Raw genomic sequence first — 23,416 nt, forward strand, 5'->3', positions numbered from 1 at the left:
GTGATGACTCAACCGTTGGCGGGAGCGAAATCAGTGGTAACTGAGAATGAACTGGATATTCGTGGTTTGTTTCGTGTTTTATGGGCGGGCAAGCTTTGGATTGCAGGCGTCGCACTGGGGTTCGCGCTGTTAGCGCTGGCGTATACCTTTTTTGCGAAACAAGAGTGGAGTGCGACAGCGATTACCGATCGACCAACGGTGAATATGCTGGGTGGTTTTTATTCACAGCAGCAATTCCTGCGCAATCTCGATATTAAGGCCAACCTGGCTTCTTCGGATCAGCCTTCGGTGATGGATGAGTCTTACAAAGAGTTCATCATGCAGCTGGCTTCCTGGGATACGCGCCGTGACTTTTGGTCTCAGACAGATTATTACAAGCAGCGTATGGTTGGAAATAGCAAGGTCGACGCCGCTCTGCTCGACGATCTGATCAACAATATCCAGTTCACACCCGGCGATGTGCTGCGCAATCTTAATGATAACGTCAAGCTGATTGCTGAAACTGCACCGGACGCCAACAATCTGCTTCGCCAGTATGTTGCTTTCGCCAGCCAGCGCGCCGCGAGCCATCTGAATGATGAGCTGAAAGGTGCATGGGCTGCGCGTACTATTCAAATGAAGGCACAGGTCAAACGTCAGGAAGAGGTGGCCAAAGCGATTTTCTCTCGCCGCGTCCACAACATTGAACAAGCCCTGAAAATCGCCGAGCAGCGCAATATTTCACGCAGTGAAACGGACGTACCGGCAGATGAGCTGCCGGATTCCGAAATGTTCCTGCTGGGCCGTCCGATGCTGCAGGCGCGTCTCGAAAACCTGCAGGCAGTGGGCCCTGATTTTGATCTCGACTATGACCAAAACCGCGCCATGCTTAATACCCTGAATGTTGGTCCAACACTGGACCCGCGTTTTCAGACCTATCGTTATTTGCGAACGCCTGAAGAACCTGTAAAACGCGATAGTCCGCGTCGTGCATTCCTGATGATTATGTGGGGGATTGTGGGCGCACTAATTGGCGCAGGCGTGGCGTTAACGCGTCGTCGCACAAATTAAGAACGCCTTCTAAGATGAAGGCTCCGGCCTTCATCACTTAATCGAAGAGAATCGATGTGAAAGTACTTACCGTATTTGGCACAAGGCCGGAGGCCATTAAGATGGCGCCGCTGGTCCATGCGCTGGCAAATGACCCCTGGTTTGAGGCGAAAGTTTGCGTGACCGCGCAGCATCGGGAGATGCTTGATCAGGTTTTAAATCTCTTTTCCATTGTTCCGGATTACGATCTTAATATTATGAAACCGGGACAGGGACTGACCGAAATTACCTGCCGTATTCTGGAAGGGCTAAAACCTATTCTGGAATCTTTTAAACCAGACGTCGTTCTGGTTCACGGCGATACCACGACCACCATTGCCACCAGTCTGGCCGCATTCTACCAACGTATTCCGGTTGGGCACGTCGAAGCGGGTTTGCGTACTGGCGATCTTTATTCTCCCTGGCCTGAAGAAGCCAACCGGACACTCACCGGGCATCTGGCGATGTACCATTTTGCGCCAACCGAAAACTCCCGCCAGAACCTGTTGCGCGAAAACATTCGCGACGACAAAATTTTCGTCACCGGCAATACGGTGATTGACGCGCTGATATGGGTGCGCGATCGCGTGATGGCCAGCGACACGCTGCGCGAAGAGCTGGCGGAACGTTACCCCTTCCTCAGCACGGGCAAAAAGATGATTCTGGTGACGGGCCACCGCCGCGAGAGCTTTGGCCGTGGTTTTGAGCAAATCTGCCATGCGCTGGCGGAAATTGCCGCGCAAAATCCTGATGTACAGATTGTTTATCCGGTCCACCTTAATCCGAATGTCAGCGAGCCGGTCAATCGCATACTGGGCCACATTGAAAACGTGATCCTGATTGAACCGCAGGACTACCTGCCTTTCGTCTGGCTGATGAACCACGCCTGGCTGATCCTGACGGATTCTGGCGGTATTCAGGAAGAGGCACCCTCACTGGGTAAACCCGTGCTGGTGATGCGTGAAACGACGGAACGTCCAGAGGCGATTAAGGCCGGAACGGTGCGTCTGGTCGGAACCGAAACCAAACGTCTCGTGGCAGAAGTCACACGCCTGCTGCACGATGAAAAAGAGTATCTGGCCATGAGTCACGCCCATAATCCTTATGGTGACGGGCAGGCCTGTAGCCGAATTTTGCATGCACTTAAACATAATCGGGTAACGCTATGAGTTTTTCTACCATCTCTGTCATTGGTCTTGGCTACATTGGACTGCCGACTGCGGCCGCCTTTGCTTCACGTCAAAAGCAGGTTATCGGGGTGGATATCAACCAGCACGCGGTTGAGACCATTAACCGGGGTGAAATTCATATCGTGGAGCCAGATCTCGATAAAGTGGTCAAAACCGCCGTCGAAGGCGGTTTTCTGAAGGCCAGCACCACGCCCGTCGAAGCCGATGCGTATCTGATTGCCGTGCCGACGCCATTTAAAGGCGAGCACGAGCCTGACATGGTGTATGTCGAAGCCGCCGCCAAATCCATTGCTCCGGTGCTGAAGAAAGGCGCTCTGGTGATTCTGGAATCCACCTCTCCGGTTGGTGCGACCGAGCAGATGGCGCAGTGGCTGGCTGAAGCCCGTCCAGATTTAACCTTCCCGCAGCAGGCCGGCGAACAGGCAGATATCAATATCGCCTACTGTCCAGAACGCGTGCTGCCGGGCCAGGTGATGGTAGAGCTGATTAAAAACGACCGTGTGATTGGCGGGATGACCCCCGTCTGTTCTGCACGCGCCAGCGAACTCTACAACATCTTCCTTGAAGGCGAGTGTGTGGTCACTAACTCGCGCACGGCGGAGATGTGTAAACTGACCGAAAACAGTTTCCGCGATGTGAACATCGCTTTTGCTAACGAACTGTCACTGATTTGCGCCGACCAAGGGATTAACGTCTGGGAACTGATTCGCCTGGCGAACCGCCATCCGCGCGTCAATATTCTCCAGCCTGGCCCAGGCGTCGGCGGCCACTGCATCGCCGTAGACCCGTGGTTTATCGTAGCGCAAAACCCCGATCAGGCGCGCCTGATCCGCACGGCCCGCGAAGTAAACGACGGCAAGCCGCATTGGGTCATGAATCAGGTGAAAGCGACCGTGGCAGATTGCCTGACCGAGAGCGGCAAGCGCGCCAGCGAAGTCAAAATTGCCTGCTTTGGTCTGGCGTTTAAACCGAACATCGACGATCTGCGCGAAAGCCCAGCAATGGGTATCGCCGAGATGATCGCCACCTGGCACACCGGCGAAACCCTTGTCGTTGAACCGAATATTCATACCCTGCCGAAGAAACTGGCCGGGCATTGTCAGCTCGCTTCTTTGGATGACGCCCTGAAATCCGCCGACGTGCTGGTGCTGCTGGTGGACCATAAAGAGTTCAAAGACATCAGCGGTGACGCGGTGCAGCAGAAGTATGTTGTTGATACCAAAGGGGTGTGGCGTTGACTGAGCTGCGAGGCGTACTGGAACCGCTTACCTGGGAGAGCCAATTTTTTGCCCTCCCTTCGGCGGTGGTGCGCTTTCGCGACGATGCTCCGGCACTGACGACGGCGGATTTCACGCCGTGGCGGCGGGTGCAGGCTAAAATCCCGGCGGGACGTGCCGACTGGCTGGATGCCCTGCAAAAGCTGGGATTTCAGTTCGTGGAAGGTGAAGTCGATCTGACCCTCGCCGTCACGCACCACGCCCCGACAGAAGCTGAAGTGGCAACCGAACAGGATATCCCCGCGCTGCGCCAGATGGCCGCGCTGGCTTTTGCGCAGAGCCGCTTTCGTGCACCCTGGTATGCGCCCGATGATAGCGGTCGGTTTTACGCCCAGTGGATTGAAAATGCTGTCAAAGGCACCTTCGACCATGAGTGCCTGGTGTTTCGCGCCAACAGCGGCGAGATTGAGGCATTTGTCTCTCTGCGCCAGCTGAGTGAGGACGAAGCGCGTATCGGCCTGCTCGCCGGACGCGGAATGGGCGACAAACTGATGCAGGCGGCGCTTCATTGGGCCGAGCAGCGTCAGCTATCAACTTTGCGGGTGGCGACCCAACTGGGTAACACCGCCGCGCTTAAACGTTACATTGCTAGCGGTGGCACCATTGATGCGACTGCTTACTGGCTATACAGGTGACAAAATGATTCCATTTAACGCGCCTCCCGTTGTGGGCACCGAACTTGATTACATGCAATCTGCCATGAGCAGCGGCAAGCTGTGCGGTGATGGTGGTTTTACCCGTCGCTGTCAGCAGTGGATGGAGCAGCGTTTTCACAGCGCCAAAGTGCTGCTGACGCCGTCCTGCACCGCGTCTCTGGAGATGGCCGCGCTGCTGCTGGACATCAAGCCGGGTGATGAAGTGATCATGCCGAGCTACACCTTCGTCTCAACGGCGAATGCCTTCGTTCTGCGTGGCGCGAAAATTATCTTTGTTGATGTTCGCCCGGATACGATGAACATCGACGAAACCCTGATTGAAGCAGCGATCACCGACAACACGCGAGCGATTGTGCCGGTTCACTACGCGGGTGTGGCGTGTGAGATGGACACCATCATGGCCATCGCCAAAAAGCATAACCTGTTCGTGGTGGAAGATGCCGCGCAGGGCGTGATGTCCACCTACAAAGGCCGCGCGCTGGGCACGATCGGCCACATCGGCTGCTTCAGCTTCCACGAAACCAAAAACTACACCGCGGGCGGTGAAGGTGGCGCGACGCTGATCAACGACCGTGCGCTGGTGGAACGTGCCGAAGTGATCCGCGAGAAAGGCACCAACCGCAGCCAGTTCTTCCGTGGGCAGGTCGATAAATACACCTGGCGCGATATCGGCTCCAGCTATCTGATGGCTGATTTGCAGGCCGCCTATCTCTGGGCGCAGCTTGAAGCCGCCGAGCGCATCAATCAGCAGCGTCTGTCCCTGTGGCAAACCTATTACGATGCCCTCGCGCCGCTGGCGCAGAAAGGGCGCATCGAGCTGCCGACCATCCCGGCGGACTGCGTTCACAACGCGCACATGTTTTACATCAAACTGCGCGACAACGATGACCGCAGCAACCTGATCGCCTACCTGAAAGAGGCGGAGATCATGGCGGTGTTCCATTACATTCCGCTGCACTCCAGTCCGGCGGGTGAAGCCTTTGGTCAGTTTGTCGGTGAAGATCGCTACACCACAAAAGAGAGTGAGCGTTTGCTTCGTCTGCCGCTGTTCTATAACCTCGCGCCGGTCAATCAGCGCACGGTGATTAATACCCTTCTGAGCTACTTCCGCTGATATGTCTCTGGCGAAAGCATCGGTGTGGACCGCCGCGTCCACACTCGTCAAGATTGGCGCAGGGCTGCTGGTGGTTAAACTGCTGGCGGTTTCGTTTGGCCCGTCCGGTGTCGGACAGGCAGGTAACTTCCGCCAGCTTGTGACCGTGCTCGGCGTCCTCGCCGGGGCCGGGATCTTCAACGGTGTCACCAAATACGTGGCGCAGCATCACGACGATGCGGCGGCGCTGCGCAGAGTGGTCGGCACCTCTTCTGCGATGGTGCTCGGATTTTCAACGCTACTGGCAATCGTCTTTTTGCTGGCTGCGGCACCTATCAGTCAGGGGCTTTTCGGCAATACCCATTATCAGGGGTTGGTGCGACTCGTCGCGCTGGTGCAGATGGGGATCGCCTGGGCTAACCTGCTGTTAGCGCTGATGAAAGGCTTCCGAGACGCCGCCGGGAATGCGCTGGCGCTGATTCTGGGAAGCCTAATCGGCGTCATTGCCTATTACGTCTGCTATCGTCTCGGCGGCTACGAAGGTGCGCTGCTTGGCCTGGCGCTGGTTCCGGCGCTGGTGGTCATTCCTGCCGCCTTCATGCTGATGCGCAGGCGCACCATTCCGCTGAGCTACCTCAAGCCGCAGTGGGACAAAATGCTGGCCGGGCAGTTGGGGAAATTCACCCTGATGGCGCTGATTACCTCCGTCACGCTTCCCGTGGCCTATGTGATGATGCGAAACCTGCTGGCGGCGCATTACAGCTGGGATGAAGTGGGAATATGGCAGGGAGTGAGCAGTATTTCTGACGCTTATCTCCAGTTCATCACCGCCTCGTTTAGCGTCTACCTGCTGCCGACGCTGTCGCGCCTGACCTCTCGTCAAGACATCACCCGCGAAATTGGCCGCTCCCTGCGCTTCGTGCTGCCTGCCGTGGCCGCCGCGAGTTTAACCGTCTGGCTGCTGCGTGACGTCGCTATCTGGCTGCTGTTCTCTGCGAAATTTACCGCAATGCGCGATTTGTTCGCCTGGCAGCTGGTGGGTGATGTACTGAAAGTGGGTGCTTACGTTTTCGGCTATCTGGTGATTGCCAAAGCCTCCCTGCGACTCTATATCCTGGCGGAGATCAGCCAGTTCATACTGCTGACGGGCTTCTCTCACTGGCTGATCCCGACGCACGGCGCGCTGGGCGCGGCTCAGGCCTATATGGCCACCTATATTGTCTATTTTGCTGCCTGTTGCGGCGTATTTTTACTTTGGCGTAGACGCGCATGACTGCACTGATTCACGTATTGGGTTCGGATATCCCGCATCACAACCGCACGGTATTACAGTTTTTTAATGACTCGCTGGCGGCTGGCAGCGCCGACGCGCGCGAGTTTATGGTCGCGGGCCAGGATAATGGGCTGAGTGCCGCCTGTCCTGTACTGTCTATTAGCTTTTGGCCGGATAAATCCGCGCTGGCAAACGCGGTGATCGCGAAGGCCAAAGCCAACCGCGAGCAGCGTTTCTTCTTCCACGGCCAGTTTAATACCGGGCTGTGGCTGGCGCTGCTGAAGGGCGGCATCAAGCCTTCGCAGTTTAACTGGCATATCTGGGGCGCGGATCTGTATGAAGTGTCGCGCGGCTGGAAATTCCGCCTGTTCTATCCTCTGCGCCGGATGGCTCAGGGACGCGTCGGCTGCGTATTTGCGACCCGTGGCGACCTGAATTATTTTGCGAAGCAGCATCCAGACGTGCGCGGTGAGTTACTCTATTTCCCGACCCGCATGGACGCGGCGCTGAACAATATGGCGAACGATGCCCAGCGCGAAGGCAAGCTGACCATTCTGGTGGGTAACTCAGGCGATCGCAGTAACGAACACATCGCGGCGCTGAAAGCCGTCCATCAGCAGTTTGGTGATACGGTGAACGTGATCGTGCCGATGGGCTATCCTGCAAATAATGACGCGTACATTTCAGAGGTGCGACAGAGCGGTCTGGCGCTGTTTAGCCCGGACAATCTGCAAATTCTCAGCAACAAGCTGGAGTTTGATGATTATCTGGCGCTGCTGCGAAAATGCGATCTCGGATACTTCATTTTTGCGCGTCAGCAGGGGATTGGCACATTGTGTCTGTTGATTCAGGCCGGGGTGCCGTGTGTGCTGAACCGCGAAAATCCGTTCTGGCAGGATATGGCGGAGCAGCATATTCCGGTGTTGTTCACCACGGATGATTTGAATGAAAACGTGGTACGTGAAGCACAGCGTCAGCTGGCGTTGGTGGATAAGAATGCCATCGACTTTTTCAGCCCGAACTTCCTCACGCCGTGGCATCAGGCGCTGCGGATTGCAGCAGGAGACAAAGCATGAGCCAGTTGCAATTTAGCGGCTTGTTAGTGATTTGGCTTTTGGCATCGCTGTTTATCGCCACGCTCACCTGGTTTGAGTTCCGTCGCGTGCGCTTTAACTTCAACGTCTTCTTTTCGCTGCTGTTCCTGCTGACCTTCTTCTTCGGCTTCCCGTTGACCAGCATTCTGGTGTTCCGCTTTGACGTCAGCGTCGCACCGCCGGAAATACTGATGCAGGCGCTGCTGTCTGCTACCTGTTTTTACGCTGTTTACTATGTGACCTATAAAACCCGTTTACGTCCGGTGAACCACGCGCCGCGTCGCCCGCTGTTCACCATGAACAGGGTGGAAACGCACCTGACCTGGGTGATGCTGATGATTATCGCCCTGGTCAGCGTCGGTATTTTCTTCATGCATAACGGCTTTTTGCTGTTCAAGCTGCATTCGTACAGCCAGATATTTTCTGCCGAAGTGTCGGGCGTGGCACTTAAGCGTTTCTTCTATTTCTTTATCCCGGCGATGCTGGTTGTCTACTTCCTGCGCCAGGACAGCAAGGCGTGGTTGTTCTTCCTGGTGAGCACGGTGGCATTCGGTCTGCTGACCTACATGATTGTCGGCGGGACACGTGCGAATATCATCATTGCCTTCGCGATCTTCCTGTTTATCGGCATTATCCGCGGCTGGATTTCGCTGTGGATGCTGGTGGCAGCGGGGGTGTTTGGCATCGTCGGCATGTTCTGGCTGGCGCTCAAGCGCTATGGCATGGACGTGAGTGGTGACGAGGCGTTTTATACCTTCCTGTACCTCACCCGCGACACCTTCTCGCCGTGGGAAAACCTGGCGCTGCTGCTGCAAAACTACGACAAAATCGACTTCCAGGGTCTGGCCCCTATCGTGCGAGATTTCTACGTCTTTATTCCGACCTGGCTGTGGCCAGATCGACCAGGCGTGGTGTTGAACACGGCGAACTACTTCACCTGGGAAGTGCTGAATAACCACTCCGGGCTGGCAATCTCCCCGACGCTGATTGGCTCGCTGGTGGTGATGGGCGGCGTATGGTTTATCCTGCCTGGCGCCGTGGCTGTAGGGCTTATCATCAAATGGTTCGATTGGCTGTATGTGCGCGGAAACGAAGAGACCAACCGCTATAAAGCCGCGATTTTGCACAGTTTCTGTTTTGGTGCCATTTTCAATATGATCGTGCTGGCGCGTGAAGGGCTGGACTCGTTTGTCTCGCGCGTGGTCTTTTTCATGGTGGTCTTCGGTCTCTGCCTGCTACTGGCGAAACTGCTGTACTGGCTGTTTGACAGCGCGGGCCTGATTCACCGTCGCCTGACGCGCACAACCCGAACACTTTCCCAGGTCTGAGTAAGGATAATCATGACTGATAATACCTCTGCGCCAGTGTACTCCCTGCGCGGACTGAAACTCATTGGCTGGCGTGATATGCAGCACGCGCTGGATTATCTCTGCGCTGATGGGCAGATCAAATCCGGCACGCTGGTGGCGATTAATGCCGAAAAAATGCTGGCCGTTGAAGATAACGCCGAAGTGAAAAGCCTGATTGAAGCCGCCGAGTTTAAATACGCCGACGGTATCAGCGTGGTCCGTTCGATCCGCAAGAAGTTCCCGCAGGCGCAGGTTTCGCGCGTCGCGGGGGCTGATCTGTGGGAAGAGCTGATGGCGCGGGCGGGGCAGGACGGCACGCCGGTGTTCCTGATTGGCGGCAAACCCGATGTGCTGGCGCAGACGGAGCAGAAGCTGCGTGCGCAGTGGAATGTTAACATCGTGGGCAGCCAGGACGGGTATTTCAAACCCGAAGAACGTCAGGCTCTGTTTGAACGCATTCGCGACAGTGGGGCGAAAATCGTGACCGTGGCGATGGGCTCACCGCGCCAGGAAATCCTGATGCGCGATTGCCGTCTGGTTTGCCCGAATGCGCTATTTATGGGCGTTGGCGGTACATATGATGTCTTTACCGGCCATGTGAAACGTGCGCCAAAGGTATGGCAGAACTTGGGGCTGGAGTGGTTGTATCGCCTCCTTTCTCAGCCAAGCCGCATCAAACGACAGATCAAACTGCTGCGCTATCTGGCCTGGCATTACACCGGAAAAATGTAATCAAAATGTAGCGCGATATGCTATTCGCGCTGCAACTCGCCTGCAAAACTGCTGCATTTCTGTGCAATACGTTCATTTTTTTAATGCTTCGTTTGCCATTTGGCAGGATTTAAGAAACCATTCCTCCCCGTATTTCAGTACCCCAAAAATAATAACCGGCAAAAGCCGGGCAACAGCAAATACAACCGAGGATTTATGGCAGAGAAAAAACCTGAGCTTCAGCGTGGGCTGGAAGCTCGTCACATTGAATTGATAGCGCTAGGCGGCACTATCGGCGTTGGCCTGTTTATGGGCTCCGCAAGCACGCTTAAATGGGCAGGTCCGTCCGTACTGCTGGCGTATATCGTCGCCGGATTGTTCGTCTTCTTCATCATGCGCTCGATGGGCGAAATGCTGTTCCTTGAGCCGGTCGCCGGTTCATTCGCCGTTTACGCGCACAAATACATGAGCCCGTTCTTTGGCTATCTCACGGCCTGGTCTTACTGGTTTATGTGGATGGCGGTGGGGATATCGGAGATCACCGCGATAGGAGTCTACGTCCAGTTCTGGTTCCCGGACATGGTGCAATGGATACCCGCACTGATCGCCGTGGGGCTGGTGGCGCTCGCAAACCTGGCCGCCGTGCGTTTGTACGGTGAAATTGAGTTCTGGTTCGCGATGATCAAAGTCACCACCATTATCGTGATGATTGTGGTCGGTCTGGGTGTGATCTTCTTTGGCTTCGGCAACGGTGGACAGTCGATTGGCTTTGGCAACCTGACCGAGCACGGCGGCTTCTTTGCCGGCGGCTGGAAGGGCTTCCTGACGGCGCTCTGTATCGTGGTGGCGTCCTATCAGGGCGTGGAGCTTATCGGTATCACTGCCGGTGAAGCGAAAAACCCGCAGGTCACGCTGCGTAGTGCGGTGGGTAAAGTCCTGTGGCGTATCCTGATTTTCTACGTGGGTGCGATTTTCGTTATCGTCACTATCTTCCCGTGGAATCAGATTGGCACCACTGGCAGCCCGTTCGTGCTGACCTTCGCCAAGATTGGGATCACCGCAGCAGCAGGGATTATCAACTTCGTCGTCCTGACCGCAGCGCTGTCGGGCTGTAACAGCGGCATGTACAGCTGTGGCCGTATGCTTTACGCGCTGGCGAAAAACCGTCATCTTCCGGCGGCGATGGGCAAAGTCTCCCGCGCAGGTGTACCTGTGGCGGGCGTGACGGTTTCCATTGCCATTCTGCTGATTGGCTCGTGCCTGAACTACATTATCCCGAATCCGCAGCGTGTATTCGTCTACGTCTACAGTGCCAGCGTCCTGCCGGGCATGGTGCCGTGGTTTGTGATTTTGATAAGCCAGCTGCGCTTCCGTCAGGCGCACAAACAGGCGATTGCCAGCCACCCGTTCCGCTCCATTTTGTTCCCGTGGGCGAACTACGCGACGATGGGGTTCCTGATTTGCGTATTAATCGGCATGTACTTCAATGAAGATACCCGCATGTCGCTGTTTGTCGGGATTATCTTTATGGCCGCCGTCTCGATTGGCTACAAGCTTTTTGGCCTCAGCCGCCACGCTGAAACCCAGAAAGTGGAGTAATAAGCGACAAAGTGCGCAAAGCGTAATCAAACGCGCATTTATTTTAAAAAAGCACTAGACAGCAGACCTAGACCTCCGTAATATCCAGCCCCGCAACGGCGCTAAGCGCCCGTAGCTCAGCTGGATAGAGCGCTGCCCTCCGGAGGCAGAGGTCTCAGGTTCGAATCCTGTCGGGCGCGCCAATTAAGTAGTCTGGCGTTCGAGCTGCGGTGGTAGTAGTACATACCGCGTGAAAGAATAAGTAGTGGTGGCTATAGCTCAGTTGGTAGAGCCCTGGATTGTGATTCCAGTTGTCGTGGGTTCGAATCCCATTAGCCACCCCATTATTTGATAAGTTGTGACATTGCGACGGTGGCGGAATTGGTAGACGCGCTAGCTTCAGGTGTTAGTGTCTTAACGGACGTGGGGGTTCAAGTCCCCCCCCTCGCACCACGACTTACAGAATTGAACTAAAAATTCAAAAAAGCAGTACATCGGCGAGTAGCGCAGCTTGGTAGCGCAACTGGTTTGGGACCAGTGGGTCGGAGGTTCGAATCCTCTCTCGCCGACCAATTTTGAACCCCGCTTCGGCGGGGTTTTTTGTTTTCTGTCGTTTCTGCCTCTGTTGTCATTTCCCGACAACGCTATCCACCTTTGTCGCGATTAAGAGACAGCTAATCATCTGTTTTATAACACTATTTCACTTTTCTGATATTTGTGTCGCTCTCAGGAGACACTTGCGCCAGTTTTGACGCTTTTTCTGCGGCCCCGCAGACCCCATCAAAAGAAAAATTCCTTTTTTCTTATCATGTTGCGAAATGTAAAACTTCTTTCTGTAACCCTGGCACGTAACGTGCAATAATATCCGTGTAGATGCTCATTCCACCTCTTATGTTCGCCTTAGGGCCTCATAAACTCAGGAATGACGCAGAGCCATTTAAGGTGCTTATCGTCCACCGACAGATGTCGCTTCGGCCTCATCAGACACCATGGACATAACGTTGAGTGAAGCACCAATATGTTGTCAAACAGACCTGTTTAACGCCTGCTTTTATAGCAGGCGTTTTTTTTGGGTGATTCTCAGGATAGCGGCCATAAAAAGGAGGCCCGTGGGCCTCCTGATGCGCGATGCTTGAACTTACTGACCGTTATTCTGCAAGGTTAACAGCAGGCCGTCACGGCGCATGGCGGCGGCCTCTTCCGGCTTGTGCTGCTTATCCAGCGTGTCAGCCAGCCAGGCGTAGTCAAATGCGTCCGGGCGCTGTTTCAACGCTGCACGGAAGGCGAGGCTCGCCTCCTGCCATTCGCCGTGCTTCATCAGAGACTGACCCAGCGTGCTCCACAGCAGCGGGCGATCGCCCACGGTTTTGATCTGCTGGCGCAGCATCTTTTCCATCTGCTCAGGATTGTTGGTCCTTAGGCGCGGGATCACCATCACCAGACGGTCGTCATACTGACGTTTCAGGCCATCGAGAATAATCTCCTGCGCCGTGTCATGATCGTCACATTCGATGAGATGCTCGGCCATCGCCACCTGCAAAGGAACCTGCTGACGCGTTTTGCGACTCTGGTTTTTCCACCAGGTTTTCAGGCCATCGCTGCCCAGATCGGCACGCGCCTGATCCATCAGACCAATCCACGCTTGACGCTGCAGCGCATCGCGATGTTCGTCATCGCCAACGTCCGCTTTCGCCATCGAAGGAATGATGTCCAGTAACGAACCCCAGGCGCCGGTACGGATATAAGCCTGCTCGGCAAGACGCAGCACTTCCGGATGGCGAGGGGTGACTTCCAGCAGACGGTCAACGCCATGACGCGCGGCGTGATTTTCGTTACGCGCCAGTTGAATACGCACGCGGGTGATTTCAACCGGGATCTGATCGTTGGTCGCCAGTTCCGACGCGCGCTCAAGATGCTGGTTTGCACGCGCTTCATCCCCGCGCTGCTGCGCAGCTTCTGCGGCTAACAGATAATTCACCACTGGTTGTTCGGCGTGATCGGCATTTTTTGACATCAACTTTTCAACCTGCTGATAGTCGCCTTCGGCCAGTTTGAGCAGTGCCTGTTCGGTTTGTTTACGTGCGCGGCGGCGTTTGCGCCCGACGAACCAGCCGCGAGTATGAGCGCCGGTTCTGAAAATACGACGCAGGATCCATTCGATCGCAAACAGCACCACCACGGTCAGGATCAAGATGATCACCAGACCCGTAACGCTGGTTTCGATGTTGTAGTTATCGGTCTGGATCAGGACATATCCCTGATGACCCGCAATCAGCGGCCCAAGAACGATCCCGGCGATCAGCAATAAGAAGAGTAATAAGACTTTTAACATGATTACTCTCCTTGAGGTGCGCTTTCAGGGGCAGGCGCAGGGGCTGGCGCGTCCGGCAGTGCGGCAACGCCTGGCTGTGCCAGCAGGTTGCGCACGCGCGTTTGCATCAGTTTTTCCAGAATCGGCTGGCTTTCCAGTTTGTCCGGGACATTCATGGTGATGTTCTGCTGACTGAGTTTGTCGATGTCGTCAAGGAACGCGGTGGTAGTGGCATCGCTGGTGTCGTAGTAAGCACGAACCCACGTCGAAACATTATCCAGCGCCTGTTTGTAGGTCTCTTCCTGATGACGCGGAACGGCCTGCGCTGCGACCAGCAGACGGGAGCGAATGTTCTCGCGCAGATAGACGTCCTGATTTGGCGCTAACAGCGGTACGGCAGTTTCATCGCGGCGGCGCACGGTGATAAAGCTGTCCATAAAGTTCTGCCAGCTTTTTTGCAGGTTGATGCGCCATTCGCTCAGGGAACTTGAAAGTTCCGTGCCGTCGGAATCCATCGGGGAGTCGTCGTCGTTGTTATCTGCCAGACGCAGGTTATCAATCGAGTTAGACAGCTGATTAACCTTGAGGATAATGCCGTCGTAATCAACTTGTGAAACCGCGCCGAGGCTGGCGATATCTTCAGTAATGGCGCGACGGGCGACGATCAGGCTTGGGTCGTTCATGTCTGCCAGGCTGGCGTCGGCGCTTTTCAGCAGCGCGGCAGCGGTGGTGACATCCTGATCGCTCCACAGCTTACGCCCGGCCAGTTTGACCAGAAAATCGGCCTGAGACAGCAGCCAGGTTTTGGCATCGGTACCGGAAATGGTCGCCACTTTTTGCTGCACTTCGGCGAGCTGTTTGGTCAGCTCTTCCTGACGGGAATTGGCCTCGGCCAGCTGCGTCGACTGCTGCTTGATGACGCCTTCCAGCTCGGTTTTCTGCGTCTCCTGCGCTTTTTGCAGGGCCGTAATCTGATTCACCAGCGCATCGCTGGTCATCGTCTGGTTGGTGGCCTGTTTTTTCACCAGACCGTACAAGCCGACACCGGCCGCCAGCGCAATGGCGATAGCGATCGCGCTCAGCGCGAGGCTGGTTTTATTGCTGCCGTTTTTTTTCTCAACAATCTGTTCAGTCTTCTCTGGCTGCGGCGGGGTGGCCACAGTCTCCCTGGTCTCTTCAACCACGGCGGAGGATTTTTCTTGTTCCGTCATTATGGCTTCCCATTATGAGAGTTATTGTAATGCGCGCAGCAGCGCATCGTTGTCGGCGTTATCAGCGATCCGAATATCTTGCCAGCCCAGTTCCAGGGCGAGGTTCGCCAGACGCTCGCTGACGACCAGCAGTCGACAGCGGAGTAACCAGTTTTCACGATACCATTGTGGGATCAGCGACCAGAGCTGCTGGAGCATTTCGCCGCTGGTGACAACCAGTGTGTCCACGCCGCGCGTATGCCAGCGCATCGCTTCCTGCGCACCGTCATAAAATTTTGCACAGCGCTGGTAGCACTCGCAAAACGTCACGTCAGCCCCGCGCTCACTGAGCGTCTCGCCCAGTAATTCGCGACCCCCGTTCCCGCGAAGGATGAGGGCGCGTTTTCCCGCAACAGTTTGTAATTCAGGTAATTGTAGCAAGATTTCGCTGATTTCCCGATCTAACGGATAGCGAACATCAATTCCGCTGACCGCGTGCAGGGCCAGCGCAGTGGTGCGCCCAATCGCGAAATAACGTGGCGAAGTCGGCCAGCTTTGCTTCTCTTGTCGTAATTGAGCGTGCGCAAATTCCACGGCATGTTGCGATAAGGCGAAAACTAAATCGCCCGCATCCAGAGCATGAAGATGGTCGGCGAGCGCAGAGAGCTGCCGACCGGGGGAGAATTCAATCAGCGGAAAACTCCATGCCACCTGCCCCAGTGCGCGCAGACGGCTCACAAGTTGCTCCCCTGCGGGAGAAGGGCGGGTGACGAGAATACTCATGCTGGTGCTTCTCCGTTATAAACGTCTGCCAGAATTTCGCGGGCACCGTTATCAAGTAGCTCTTCGGCCAGAGAAATGCCGAGCGCTTCGGCGTCTGTTGCCTGGCCGCGACGTTCACCGCGTACCATCTGCGAACCGTCCGGCGCGCCAACCAACGCACGCAGCCACAGTTCGCCGTCAGTTAATTCAGCATAGCTGCCAATCGGCACCTGACAGCCGCCTTCCAGGCGGGTATTCATCGCGCGCTCTGCCTGAACACGAATCGCGGTCTCGTCGTGGTTGAGCGGTGCGAGCAGGCTGCGGGTGCGGTCATCATCAAGACGACACTCGATACCCACCGCGCCCTGACCGACGGCCGGAAGTGAAAGCTCTGGCGGAAGGGCGACACGCACGCGAGATTCCAGCCCCAGACGCTTCAGGCCAGCAACGGCCAGAATGATGGCATCGTAATCGCCGTTATCCAGTTTGCCGAGACGTGTACCGACGTTGCCACGCAAGGAGCGAATCACCAGATCCGGGCGGCGTTCAGCCAACTGACACTGGCGGCGTAAACTTGACGTGCCAACCACGCTCCCGAGAGGTAAATCATCAAGGGAGGCGTAGTGGTTTGAGACGAACGCGTCGCGCGGATCTTCGCGCTCGCAAATCGTCACCAGGCCCAACCCTTCAGGGAATTCGACCGGAACATCTTTCATGGAATGGACGGCGATATCAGCGCGGTTCTCAAGCAGTGCAACTTCCAGCTCTTTGACAAACAGGCCTTTTCCGCCCACTTTTGCCAGCGGTGTATCAAGGATCACATCGCCGCGCGTCACCATAGGAACCAGTTCGACACGCAAACCAGAATGGCAGGCTTCGAGGCGCTGCTTAACATATTGTGCCTGCCATAGCGCAAGGGGGCTTTGGCGTGTGGCAATTCTCAAAACATTGTCTAACATGCTTGTTACCGTCATTATCGTCCGTTGACCATCCTAACATTGTTGACTCTGGGATGTCAGTTTTACGGTCGATGAAGGGGTGAGGGACAAGGCGGTGCGCAGTTCACCCGCAGCCGTATTAAGGAATTTACACGTACAGAACGGTGCTACACTTGTATGTAGCGCATCTTTCTTTACGGTCAATCGGCAAGGTGTTAAATTGATCACGTTTTAGACCATTTTTTCGTCGCTACTACTAAAAAGATAACGATGAAAAAGGGTAACGGTTCTTTTTTGAAATACTGCGGGCTCGTAATCTTTCGCTGTTCAGAATGATTGCTACGTCCGGCAACATCAGGCGATATGTCTTGTACCTCTATATTGAGACTCTGAAACAGAGACTGGATGCCATAAATCAATTGCGCGTGGATCGTGCGCTTGCTGCCATGGGACCTGCTTTTCAACAGGTTTACAGTCTGCTGCCAACATTACTGCATTATCACCATCCGTTGATGCCGGGTTACCTCGAAGGTAACGTTCCGCAGGGCATTTGCATTTTCACGCCCGATGAAACCCAACAGCACTATCTGAGCGAGTTGGAACTCTACCGTGGTATGCCGCCACAGGTCTCTCCGAAAGGTGAACTGCCGATTACCGGCGTTTACACCATGGGAAGTACCTCCTCAGTAGGGCAAAGCTGTTCCTCTGACCTGGATATCTGGGTCTGCCATCAATCCTGGCTCGATAATGACGAGCGTCAGCTGTTGCAGCGTAAATGCAGCCTGCTGGAAAGCTGGGCGGCGTCGCTCGGCGTGGAAGTGAGCTTCTTCCTGATTGATGAAAACCGTTTCCGTCATAACGAAAGCGGCAGCCTGGGCGGTGAAGACTGCGGTTCCACGCAGCACATTTTGCTGCTCGATGAATTTTACCGTAGCGCCGTGCGGCTCGCCGGGAAGCGTATTCTGTGGAATATGGTGCCGTGCGAAGAAGAAGAGCATTACGACGATTACGTCATGTCGCTCTATTCTCAGGGCGTGCTGACGCCAAACGAATGGCTGGATCTGGGCGGTTTAAGCTCCCTGTCCGCCGAAGAATATTTTGGCGCGAGCCTGTGGCAGCTCTACAAAAGTATTGATTCCCCGTATAAAGCAGTGCTGAAAACCCTGCTGCTCGAAGCCTATTCCTGGGAATACCCCACGCCACGTCTGCTGGCAAAAGATATCAAACAGCGTCTGCACGATGGGGAGATCGTCTCCTTCGGCCTTGATGCTTATTGCATGATGCTCGAGCGCGTCACCGAATATCTGAAAGCCATTGATGACACCACGCGTCTCGATCTGGTACGTCGATGTTTCTATCTCAAAGTCTGTGAAAAACTCAGCCGCGAACGCGCATGCGTTGGCTGGCGTCGTGAAGTGGTCAGTCAGTTAGTCAAAGAGTGGGGATGGGACGAAGAACGTTTGTCCATGCTCGATAACCGCGCCAACTGGAAAATCGATCAGGTGCGTGAAGCACACAACGAACTGCTCGATGCGATGATGCAGAGCTATCGTAACCTGATTCGCTTTGCCCGCCGCAACAACCTCAGCGTTTCCGCCAGCCCGCAGGATATCGGTGTCTTGACCCGTAAGCTGTACGCCGCGTTCGAAGCGCTGCCAGGCAAAGTCACGCTGGTAAACCCGCAGATTTCGCCGGACCTGTCAGAACCGAACCTGACCTTTATCTATGTCCCGCCAGGCCGCGCGAACCGCACCGGCTGGTATCTCTACAACCGTGCACCAAGCATGGATTCAATCATCAGCCATCAGCCGCTGGAATATAACCGCTATCTGAATAAGCTGGTGGCCTGGGCCTGGTTCAACGGCCTGCTGACGTCGCGTACCCGCTTGTTTATCAAAGGTAACGACGTCGTCGATCTCGCCAAACTGCAGGAAATGGTCGCCGATGTTTCGCACCACTTCCCGCTGCGTCTGCCCGCGCCGACGCCAAAAGCGCTCTACAGCCCGTGTGAAATTCGCCATCTGGCGATTATCGTCAACCTGGAATATGACCCGACGGCGGCCTTCCGCAATCAGGTGGTCCATTTTGATTTCCGCAAGCTGGATGTCTTTAGCTTTGGCGAGCAGCAAAACTGCCTGGTAGGCAGCGTTGACCTGCTGTATCGCAACTCGTGGAACGAAGTGCGTACCCTGCATTTCAACGGCGAGCAGGCGATGATCGAAGCGCTGAAAACCATTCTTGGCAAAATGCACCAGGACGCCGCGCCGCCGGATAGCGTGGAAGTGTTCTGCTACAGCCAACATCTGCGCGGTCTGATTCGCACTCGCGTGCAGCAGCTGGTGTCCGAATGCATCGAACTGCGCCTTTCCAGTACGCGTCAGGAAACTGGGCGCTTCAAAGCGCTCCGCGTCTCCGGTCAGACCTGGGGCCTGTTCTTTGAACGTCTGAACGTTTCCGTGCAGAAGCTGGAAAATGCGATCGAGTTCTACGGTGCGATTTCCCACAACAAGCTGCATGGCCTGTCCGTACAGGTGGAAACCAATCACGTCAAATTGCCGCAGGTAGTGGATGGGTTTGCCAGCGAAGGGATTATTCAGTTCTTCTTCGAAGAAGCGGGGGATGAGTCCGGATTTAATATTTATATTCTGGATGAGACCAACCGCGCCGAGGTATATCACCACTGCGAAGGCAGTAAAGAGGAGCTAGTGCGCGACGTCAGCCGCTTCTATTCGTCTTCACACGATCGCTTTACCTACGGCTCAAGCTTCATCAACTTCAACTTGCCGCAGTTCTATCAGATTGTGAAAGTTGATGGCCGTGCGCAGGTGATTCCGTTCCGCACCCAGACGATTGCTCCGGTGCCGATGAATCAGGACGCCAATCAGCCGCTGTTACAGCAGTATTTCTCCTGAGCCGCTGAGCCGGATGCGCTTCGCTTATCCGGCCTACGTTTCTGGCCGCTTTGCTTAATTGACCTACGTTTCTGGGTGCGGTCTGATGCCCTCACCCCAACCCTCTCCCACGGGAGAGGGAGCAAACACTAAAAACCTTCTCAAAAGAGAAGGTTTTGTAGTTAACCTCGGAAGCTGACTGCCTCGCCTGCCTGCTGCGTCGCCGCCTGCTCCAGCAAATCCCAGAACGTTTCGCCGCTACGGTCGCAAATCCACTCGTCGCCTTTCAGGCTGAAATGGTAGCCGCCCTGTTTTGTCGCCAGCCACACCTGGTGCAGCGGCTCCTGGCGGTTAATAATAATCTTACTGCCGTTTTCAAAGCTGAGCGTCAGTACGCCGCCGTTGATCTCACAATCGATATCGCTGTCGCCATCCCAGTCGTCCAGACGCTCTTCAATGGTCTGCCACAGGGTATCGGCCAGGCGATGGAATTCACTGTCATTCATGGTTTTGTTCCTGTTTTTCGTGATGGCGGCAGTATAACGCTAAATAATTCCCGTTGCAGGAAAGCGGCTAACTCTTGCTTTTGTGTCTTCTCCTGCGATGATAGAAACAGAAAGTATGAACTTACGGGCAACCTATAATGAAAAACGTTTTTCGAACGCTTGCCGTTCTTATCACTCTGTTTAGTCTGACTGGCTGTGGTCTGAAAGGGCCGCTGTACTTCCCGCCAGCAGATAAAACCGCTCCGCCGCCAACCAAACCTGTGCAAAGTCAGATTGAATCATCGACGCCGGTGAGTAACGATCGCGGCGATAACGGTGGCCCAAGCCAGGTCAACTTCTGACAATCAGTTGTGTAACCGCGCAATGGAGTAAATGATGCAGTTCTCTAAAATGCATGGCCTTGGCAACGATTTTATGGTCGTCGACGCGGTAACGCAGAATGTCTTTTTTTCCCCTGAGCTGATTCGTCGCCTGGCGGACAGGCATTTGGGAGTGGGGTTTGATCAACTGCTGGTGGTCGAACCGCCGTACGATCCGGATCTCGATTTTCATTACCGCATCTTTAACGCCGACGGTAGTGAAGTGTCCCAGTGCGGCAACGGCGCGCGCTGCTTTGCGCGTTTTGTGCGCCTGAAAGGGCTAACCAACAAGCGCGATATCCGCGTCAGCACCGCTAATGGGCGTATGGTATTAAGCGTCACCGACGACGAGCTGGTGCGCGTGAATATGGGCGAGCCTAACTTCGAGCCTTCTGCGGTCCCGTTTCGGGCGATCAAAGCGGAAAAGACCTATATTATGCGGGCGGCCGAGCAGACAGTATTGTGCGGCGTCGTCTCAATGGGTAATCCCCATTGCGTGATTCAGGTTGATGATGTTGATATCGCCGCAGTCGAAACCCTCGGCCCGATTATGGAAAGCCACGAACGCTTCCCAGAACGCGCTAATATCGGTTTTATGCAGGTGGTAAAACGCGAACACATCCGTCTGCGCGTGTATGAGCGCGGCGCGGGCGAAACACGAGCCTGTGGCAGCGGCGCATGCGCGGCTGTGGCTGTCGGTATCTCGCAAGGGTTACTGGCGGAAGAGGTTCGCGTGGAATTACCGGGCGGTCGTCTCGATATCGCCTGGAAAGGTCCGGGTCATCCACTGTATATGACTGGCCCGGCGGCACATGTCTACGACGGGTTTATCCATCTATGAAACAACCAGGGGAAGAACTGCAGGAAACAATAATGGAACTGGACGACCGGGCTGTTGTTGATTATCTGCTGCGCAATCCTGAGTTTTTTATCCGCAATGCACGCGTCGTCGAACAGATGCGCGTGCCGCATCCAGTGCGCGACACCGTCTCGCTGGTCGAATGGCATATGGCGCGCTCGCGCAAGCACATCGATCAGCTGGAAGAGAACATGACCCTGCTGATGGAACAGGCCAGTAACAACGAAAGCCTGTTTTATCGTCTGCTGAATTTGCAGGCGCGGCTGGCGTCGGCGCACAGTCTGGATGAGTTTCTCAGCCGCTTTCATCGCTGGGCGCGCGAGCTCGGTCTGGCAGGTGCAACCCTTCGCCTGTTTCCCGATCGCTGGCGTATCGGCGCACCTTCCGGCTTCACTCATTTAGCGTTGAATCGCCAGGCGTTCGAACCGCTGCGCATTCAGCGTCTTGGGCATGAACTTCACTATCTCGGGCCGCTAAACGGACCTGAGCTGCTGGTGGTGCTGCCGGAGGCCAAAGCCATCGGTTCGGTCGCCATGTCCCTGATGGGGCGCGACGGCGATCTGGGTGTGATGCTCTTCACCAGCCGCGACGCACACCACTACGAGCAAGGACAAGGCACGCATCTGCTTCAGGAAATCGCCCTGATGCTCCCTGAGCTGCTGGAGCGCTGGATTGAACGCGTATGACGGATTCCCTGCTTGCTCCTCTGGTAGCGCGTTTCCTGCGCTATCTGGGCGTAGAACGACAGCTTAGCCCGATAACGCTGCTTAACTATCAGCGTCAGCTTGATGCCATCATGCAAATCGCCGACGAGATCGGCCTGAAGAACTGGCAACAGTGTGACGCTGCCACTGTGCGCGGGTTTGTGGTGCGAAGTCGGCGTAAAGGCCTGGGCCCGGCGAGCCTCGCGCTACGCCTCTCCGCGCTGCGCAGTTTCTTCGACTGGCTGGTGAGCCAGGGCGATCTCAAAGCCAATCCGGCGAAAGGTATCGCCACACCGAAAGCTCCGCGTCATCTGCCGAAAAATATCGACGTCGATGATGTGAATCGTCTGCTGGATATCGATCTTAACGATCCGCTGGCGGTGCGCGATCGCGCGATGCTGGAGGTGATGTACGGCGCTGGATTACGTCTTTCAGAACTGGTGGGTTTGGATCTTAAACATCTCGATTTAGACACCGGTGAAGTGTGGGTGATGGGGAAGGGCAGCAAAGAGCGCCGTTTACCGATTGGTCGCAACGCCGTAGCGTGGATTGAGCACTGGCTGGATTTACGCGGGCTGTTTGGCGCAGAAGAGAACGCGCTGTTTCTTTCTAAACTCGGAAAACGCATCTCCGCGCGAAATGTGCAGAAGCGTTTTGCTGAATGGGGCATCAAGCAGGGGCTAAACAGCCACGTTCACCCGCATAAATTACGCCACTCTTTTGCGACCCATATGCTCGAATCCAGCGGCGATCTGCGCGGCGTGCAGGAGTTGTTAGGCCACGCCAATTTATCGACCACTCAAATCTATACCCATCTTGATTTTCAACACCTTGCTTCGGTGTATGACTCGGCGCATCCACGCGCAAAACGGGGGAAATAATGCGTTTTTACCGCCCACTGGGTCAGATCTCTGCCCTGACGTTTGACCTTGATGACACTCTTTATGATAACCGCGAGGTGATCCTGCGTACCGAGCAGGAAGCGCTGGCGTTTGTGCAAAACTACCATCCCTCTTTGAAAACGCTGCAAAACAAAGACTTCCAGCGCCTGCGCCAGGCACTGCGCGAAACCGAGCCGGACATTTACCACGATGTGACAGAATGGCGTCGTCGTGCCGTTGAACAGGCGATGCTGAATGCCGGGCTGAACGCACGAGAGGCCGCGCTGGGCGCGGAAGCCTCGATGGCGAATTTTGCCAAATGGCGTAGCCGTATCGATGTGCCGCAGGAAACACACGACACGTTGACGGCGCTGGCCGAAAAATGGCCGCTGGTGGCGATCACCAACGGCAATGCGCAGCCAGAGCTGTTTGGCCTCGGTAACTATTTCGAGTTCGTCCTGCGCGCAGGCCCGCACGGGCGCGCAAAGCCGTTTAACGATATGTATCATCTGGCGTCGGAAAAACTCAGCCTGCCGCTGGGCGAGATTTTGCACGTGGGCGATGATCTGACCACCGACGTGGCGGGCGCGATCCGCTGCGGCATGCAGGCCTGCTGGATCAAACCAGAAAACGCTGACCTGATGCAGACCGCCGACAGCCGCCTGTTGCCGCACGTCGAAATTTCGCGGTTGGCATCCCTCACCACGCTGATATAATCACCAGCAG

General features: G+C 55.4%; 21 protein-coding genes and 4 tRNA genes. 20 read left to right on the top strand and 5 right to left on the bottom strand.

Features of this window, described 5'->3' with window-relative positions; translation table 11 throughout:
• Positions 1 to 3 precede the first annotated feature (3 nt).
• The 14 genes from wzzE to JBO43_RS22090 all read left to right on the top strand — a co-directional run bounded on the left by wzzE (position 4) and on the right by JBO43_RS22090 (position 11,861).
• The gene (gene wzzE / locus JBO43_RS22025; protein ID WP_095283905.1) at positions 4 to 1,050 is read left to right on the top strand and encodes an ECA polysaccharide chain length modulation protein; all 1,047 of its coding nucleotides are present in this window, start codon (positions 4 to 6) and stop codon (positions 1,048 to 1,050) included.
• Positions 1,051 to 1,106: 56 nt separating this feature from the next.
• Positions 1,107 to 2,237: a non-hydrolyzing UDP-N-acetylglucosamine 2-epimerase gene (wecB, locus tag JBO43_RS22030; protein ID WP_095283904.1), complete on the top strand. Its 1,131-nt coding sequence runs from the start codon at positions 1,107 to 1,109 to the stop codon at positions 2,235 to 2,237.
• Positions 2,234 to 3,496 (top strand): UDP-N-acetyl-D-mannosamine dehydrogenase, encoded by a 1,263-nt coding sequence (gene wecC / locus JBO43_RS22035; RefSeq protein ID WP_095283903.1) that lies wholly within the window; start codon positions 2,234 to 2,236, stop codon positions 3,494 to 3,496. The genes wecB and wecC overlap by 4 nt, the downstream gene beginning before the upstream one ends.
• On the top strand, positions 3,493 to 4,170 hold the full coding sequence (gene rffC, locus JBO43_RS22040; RefSeq protein WP_202675098.1) for a dTDP-4-amino-4,6-dideoxy-D-galactose acyltransferase: 678 nt from the start codon (positions 3,493 to 3,495) through the stop codon (positions 4,168 to 4,170). Before wecC ends, rffC begins: the two co-directional genes overlap by 4 nt.
• 4 nt (positions 4,171 to 4,174) lie before the next feature.
• The gene (rffA, locus tag JBO43_RS22045; RefSeq protein ID WP_095283901.1) at positions 4,175 to 5,305 is read left to right on the top strand and encodes a dTDP-4-amino-4,6-dideoxygalactose transaminase; all 1,131 of its coding nucleotides are present in this window, start codon (positions 4,175 to 4,177) and stop codon (positions 5,303 to 5,305) included.
• Position 5,306: 1 nt separating this feature from the next.
• Entirely contained in the window at positions 5,307 to 6,557 is a 1,251-nt protein-coding gene (gene wzxE / locus JBO43_RS22050) for a lipid III flippase WzxE (protein ID WP_202675100.1), read from the top strand.
• Entirely contained in the window at positions 6,554 to 7,633 is a 1,080-nt protein-coding gene (locus JBO43_RS22055; RefSeq protein WP_202675102.1) for a TDP-N-acetylfucosamine:lipid II N-acetylfucosaminyltransferase, read from the top strand. The genes wzxE and JBO43_RS22055 overlap by 4 nt, the downstream gene beginning before the upstream one ends.
• Positions 7,630 to 8,979, top strand: coding sequence for an ECA oligosaccharide polymerase (wzyE, locus tag JBO43_RS22060; RefSeq protein ID WP_202675104.1), 1,350 nt, complete (start codon positions 7,630 to 7,632; stop codon positions 8,977 to 8,979). Before JBO43_RS22055 ends, wzyE begins: the two co-directional genes overlap by 4 nt.
• Positions 8,980 to 8,991: 12 nt before the next feature.
• Complete coding sequence (wecG, locus tag JBO43_RS22065) at positions 8,992 to 9,732, top strand: lipopolysaccharide N-acetylmannosaminouronosyltransferase (RefSeq protein ID WP_095283897.1); 741 nt, start codon at positions 8,992 to 8,994, stop codon at positions 9,730 to 9,732.
• 195 nt (positions 9,733 to 9,927) lie between these two features.
• Positions 9,928 to 11,310, top strand: a complete 1,383-nt coding sequence (gene thrP, locus JBO43_RS22070; RefSeq protein WP_202675106.1) for a bifunctional threonine/serine APC transporter ThrP — start codon at positions 9,928 to 9,930, stop codon at positions 11,308 to 11,310.
• Positions 11,311 to 11,415: 105 nt separating this feature from the next.
• Positions 11,416 to 11,492: transfer RNA gene (locus tag JBO43_RS22075), tRNA-Arg, on the top strand.
• Between the two features lie 65 nt (positions 11,493 to 11,557).
• Positions 11,558 to 11,633: transfer RNA gene (locus JBO43_RS22080), tRNA-His, on the top strand.
• Between the two features lie 22 nt (positions 11,634 to 11,655).
• Positions 11,656 to 11,742 (top strand) — tRNA-Leu (locus JBO43_RS22085).
• A 42-nt stretch (positions 11,743 to 11,784) separates the two neighbouring features.
• A tRNA-Pro gene (locus JBO43_RS22090) sits at positions 11,785 to 11,861 on the top strand.
• A 566-nt stretch (positions 11,862 to 12,427) separates the two neighbouring features.
• Here the strand turns inward: JBO43_RS22090 and hemY are convergent.
• The 4 genes from hemY to hemC are packed head-to-tail and all read right to left on the bottom strand — an operon-like array spanning position 12,428 to position 16,511.
• Positions 12,428 to 13,621: a protoheme IX biogenesis protein HemY gene (hemY, locus tag JBO43_RS22095; RefSeq protein ID WP_095283895.1), complete on the bottom strand. Its 1,194-nt coding sequence runs from the start codon at positions 13,619 to 13,621 to the stop codon at positions 12,428 to 12,430.
• Between the two features lie 2 nt (positions 13,622 to 13,623).
• A complete protein-coding gene (gene hemX / locus JBO43_RS22100) occupies positions 13,624 to 14,811 on the bottom strand; it encodes a uroporphyrinogen-III C-methyltransferase (RefSeq protein ID WP_202675109.1) in 1,188 nt (395 codons plus the stop codon).
• Between the two features lie 21 nt (positions 14,812 to 14,832).
• Positions 14,833 to 15,573, bottom strand: coding sequence for a uroporphyrinogen-III synthase (hemD, locus tag JBO43_RS22105; protein WP_095283893.1), 741 nt, complete (start codon positions 15,571 to 15,573; stop codon positions 14,833 to 14,835).
• Complete coding sequence (hemC, locus tag JBO43_RS22110) at positions 15,570 to 16,511, bottom strand: hydroxymethylbilane synthase (RefSeq protein WP_133159661.1); 942 nt, start codon at positions 16,509 to 16,511, stop codon at positions 15,570 to 15,572. Before hemC ends, hemD begins: the two co-directional genes overlap by 4 nt.
• A gap of 347 nt (positions 16,512 to 16,858) precedes the next feature.
• Here hemC and cyaA point away from each other — a divergent pair, with 347 nt between their 5' ends.
• On the top strand, positions 16,859 to 19,402 hold the full coding sequence (gene cyaA / locus JBO43_RS22115; RefSeq protein ID WP_095283891.1) for a class I adenylate cyclase: 2,544 nt from the start codon (positions 16,859 to 16,861) through the stop codon (positions 19,400 to 19,402).
• A gap of 161 nt (positions 19,403 to 19,563) precedes the next feature.
• Here the strand turns inward: cyaA and cyaY are convergent, their stop codons facing one another.
• The gene (gene cyaY / locus JBO43_RS22120) at positions 19,564 to 19,887 is read right to left on the bottom strand and encodes an iron donor protein CyaY (protein WP_202675111.1); all 324 of its coding nucleotides are present in this window, start codon (positions 19,885 to 19,887) and stop codon (positions 19,564 to 19,566) included.
• Between the two features lie 137 nt (positions 19,888 to 20,024).
• Here cyaY and lptM point away from each other — a divergent pair, with 137 nt between their 5' ends.
• Genes lptM through yigB form a run of 5 tightly spaced genes read left to right on the top strand, consistent with a single transcriptional unit; the run spans position 20,025 to position 23,406 of the window.
• Positions 20,025 to 20,228, top strand: a complete 204-nt coding sequence (gene lptM / locus JBO43_RS22125; RefSeq protein WP_095283889.1) for an LPS translocon maturation chaperone LptM — start codon at positions 20,025 to 20,027, stop codon at positions 20,226 to 20,228.
• Positions 20,229 to 20,262: 34 nt separating this feature from the next.
• Positions 20,263 to 21,087: a diaminopimelate epimerase gene (dapF, locus tag JBO43_RS22130; protein ID WP_095283888.1), complete on the top strand. Its 825-nt coding sequence runs from the start codon at positions 20,263 to 20,265 to the stop codon at positions 21,085 to 21,087.
• Positions 21,084 to 21,791, top strand: coding sequence for a DUF484 domain-containing protein (locus tag JBO43_RS22135; RefSeq protein WP_095283887.1), 708 nt, complete (start codon positions 21,084 to 21,086; stop codon positions 21,789 to 21,791). Before dapF ends, JBO43_RS22135 begins: the two co-directional genes overlap by 4 nt.
• Complete coding sequence (gene xerC, locus JBO43_RS22140; protein WP_095283886.1) at positions 21,788 to 22,690, top strand: tyrosine recombinase XerC; 903 nt, start codon at positions 21,788 to 21,790, stop codon at positions 22,688 to 22,690. The genes JBO43_RS22135 and xerC overlap by 4 nt, the downstream gene beginning before the upstream one ends.
• Positions 22,690 to 23,406 (top strand): 5-amino-6-(5-phospho-D-ribitylamino)uracil phosphatase YigB, encoded by a 717-nt coding sequence (gene yigB / locus JBO43_RS22145; RefSeq protein ID WP_095283885.1) that lies wholly within the window; start codon positions 22,690 to 22,692, stop codon positions 23,404 to 23,406. The genes xerC and yigB overlap by 1 nt, the downstream gene beginning before the upstream one ends.
• Positions 23,407 to 23,416 lie beyond the last annotated feature (10 nt).

The organism is Lelliottia jeotgali (assembly GCF_016771845.1).
GTDB classification, from domain to species: domain Bacteria; phylum Pseudomonadota; class Gammaproteobacteria; order Enterobacterales; family Enterobacteriaceae; genus Enterobacter; species Enterobacter jeotgali.

Bases quoted from the DNA above. Each gene is read 5' to 3' on its own strand.
- cyaY (WP_202675111.1), bottom strand. From the start codon at position 19,887: ATGAATGACAGTGAATTCCATCGCCTGGCCGATACCCTGTGGCAGACC.
- wecC (WP_095283903.1), top strand. From the start codon at position 2,234: ATGAGTTTTTCTACCATCTCTGTCATTGGTCTTGGCTACATTGGACTG.
- JBO43_RS22135 (WP_095283887.1), top strand. From the start codon at position 21,084: ATGAAACAACCAGGGGAAGAACTGCAGGAAACAATAATGGAACTGGAC.
- wzyE (WP_202675104.1), top strand. From the start codon at position 7,630: ATGAGCCAGTTGCAATTTAGCGGCTTGTTAGTGATTTGGCTTTTGGCA.
- wzzE (WP_095283905.1), top strand. From the start codon at position 4: ATGACTCAACCGTTGGCGGGAGCGAAATCAGTGGTAACTGAGAATGAA.
- wzxE (WP_202675100.1), top strand. From the start codon at position 5,307: ATGTCTCTGGCGAAAGCATCGGTGTGGACCGCCGCGTCCACACTCGTC.
- JBO43_RS22055 (WP_202675102.1), top strand. From the start codon at position 6,554: ATGACTGCACTGATTCACGTATTGGGTTCGGATATCCCGCATCACAAC.
- hemY (WP_095283895.1), bottom strand. From the start codon at position 13,621: ATGTTAAAAGTCTTATTACTCTTCTTATTGCTGATCGCCGGGATCGTT.
- hemC (WP_133159661.1), bottom strand. From the start codon at position 16,511: ATGTTAGACAATGTTTTGAGAATTGCCACACGCCAAAGCCCCCTTGCG.
- hemX (WP_202675109.1), bottom strand. From the start codon at position 14,811: ATGACGGAACAAGAAAAATCCTCCGCCGTGGTTGAAGAGACCAGGGAG.
- hemD (WP_095283893.1), bottom strand. From the start codon at position 15,573: ATGAGTATTCTCGTCACCCGCCCTTCTCCCGCAGGGGAGCAACTTGTG.
- wecG (WP_095283897.1), top strand. From the start codon at position 8,992: ATGACTGATAATACCTCTGCGCCAGTGTACTCCCTGCGCGGACTGAAA.
- yigB (WP_095283885.1), top strand. From the start codon at position 22,690: ATGCGTTTTTACCGCCCACTGGGTCAGATCTCTGCCCTGACGTTTGAC.
- lptM (WP_095283889.1), top strand. From the start codon at position 20,025: ATGAAAAACGTTTTTCGAACGCTTGCCGTTCTTATCACTCTGTTTAGT.
- dapF (WP_095283888.1), top strand. From the start codon at position 20,263: ATGCAGTTCTCTAAAATGCATGGCCTTGGCAACGATTTTATGGTCGTC.
- rffA (WP_095283901.1), top strand. From the start codon at position 4,175: ATGATTCCATTTAACGCGCCTCCCGTTGTGGGCACCGAACTTGATTAC.
- xerC (WP_095283886.1), top strand. From the start codon at position 21,788: ATGACGGATTCCCTGCTTGCTCCTCTGGTAGCGCGTTTCCTGCGCTAT.
- thrP (WP_202675106.1), top strand. From the start codon at position 9,928: ATGGCAGAGAAAAAACCTGAGCTTCAGCGTGGGCTGGAAGCTCGTCAC.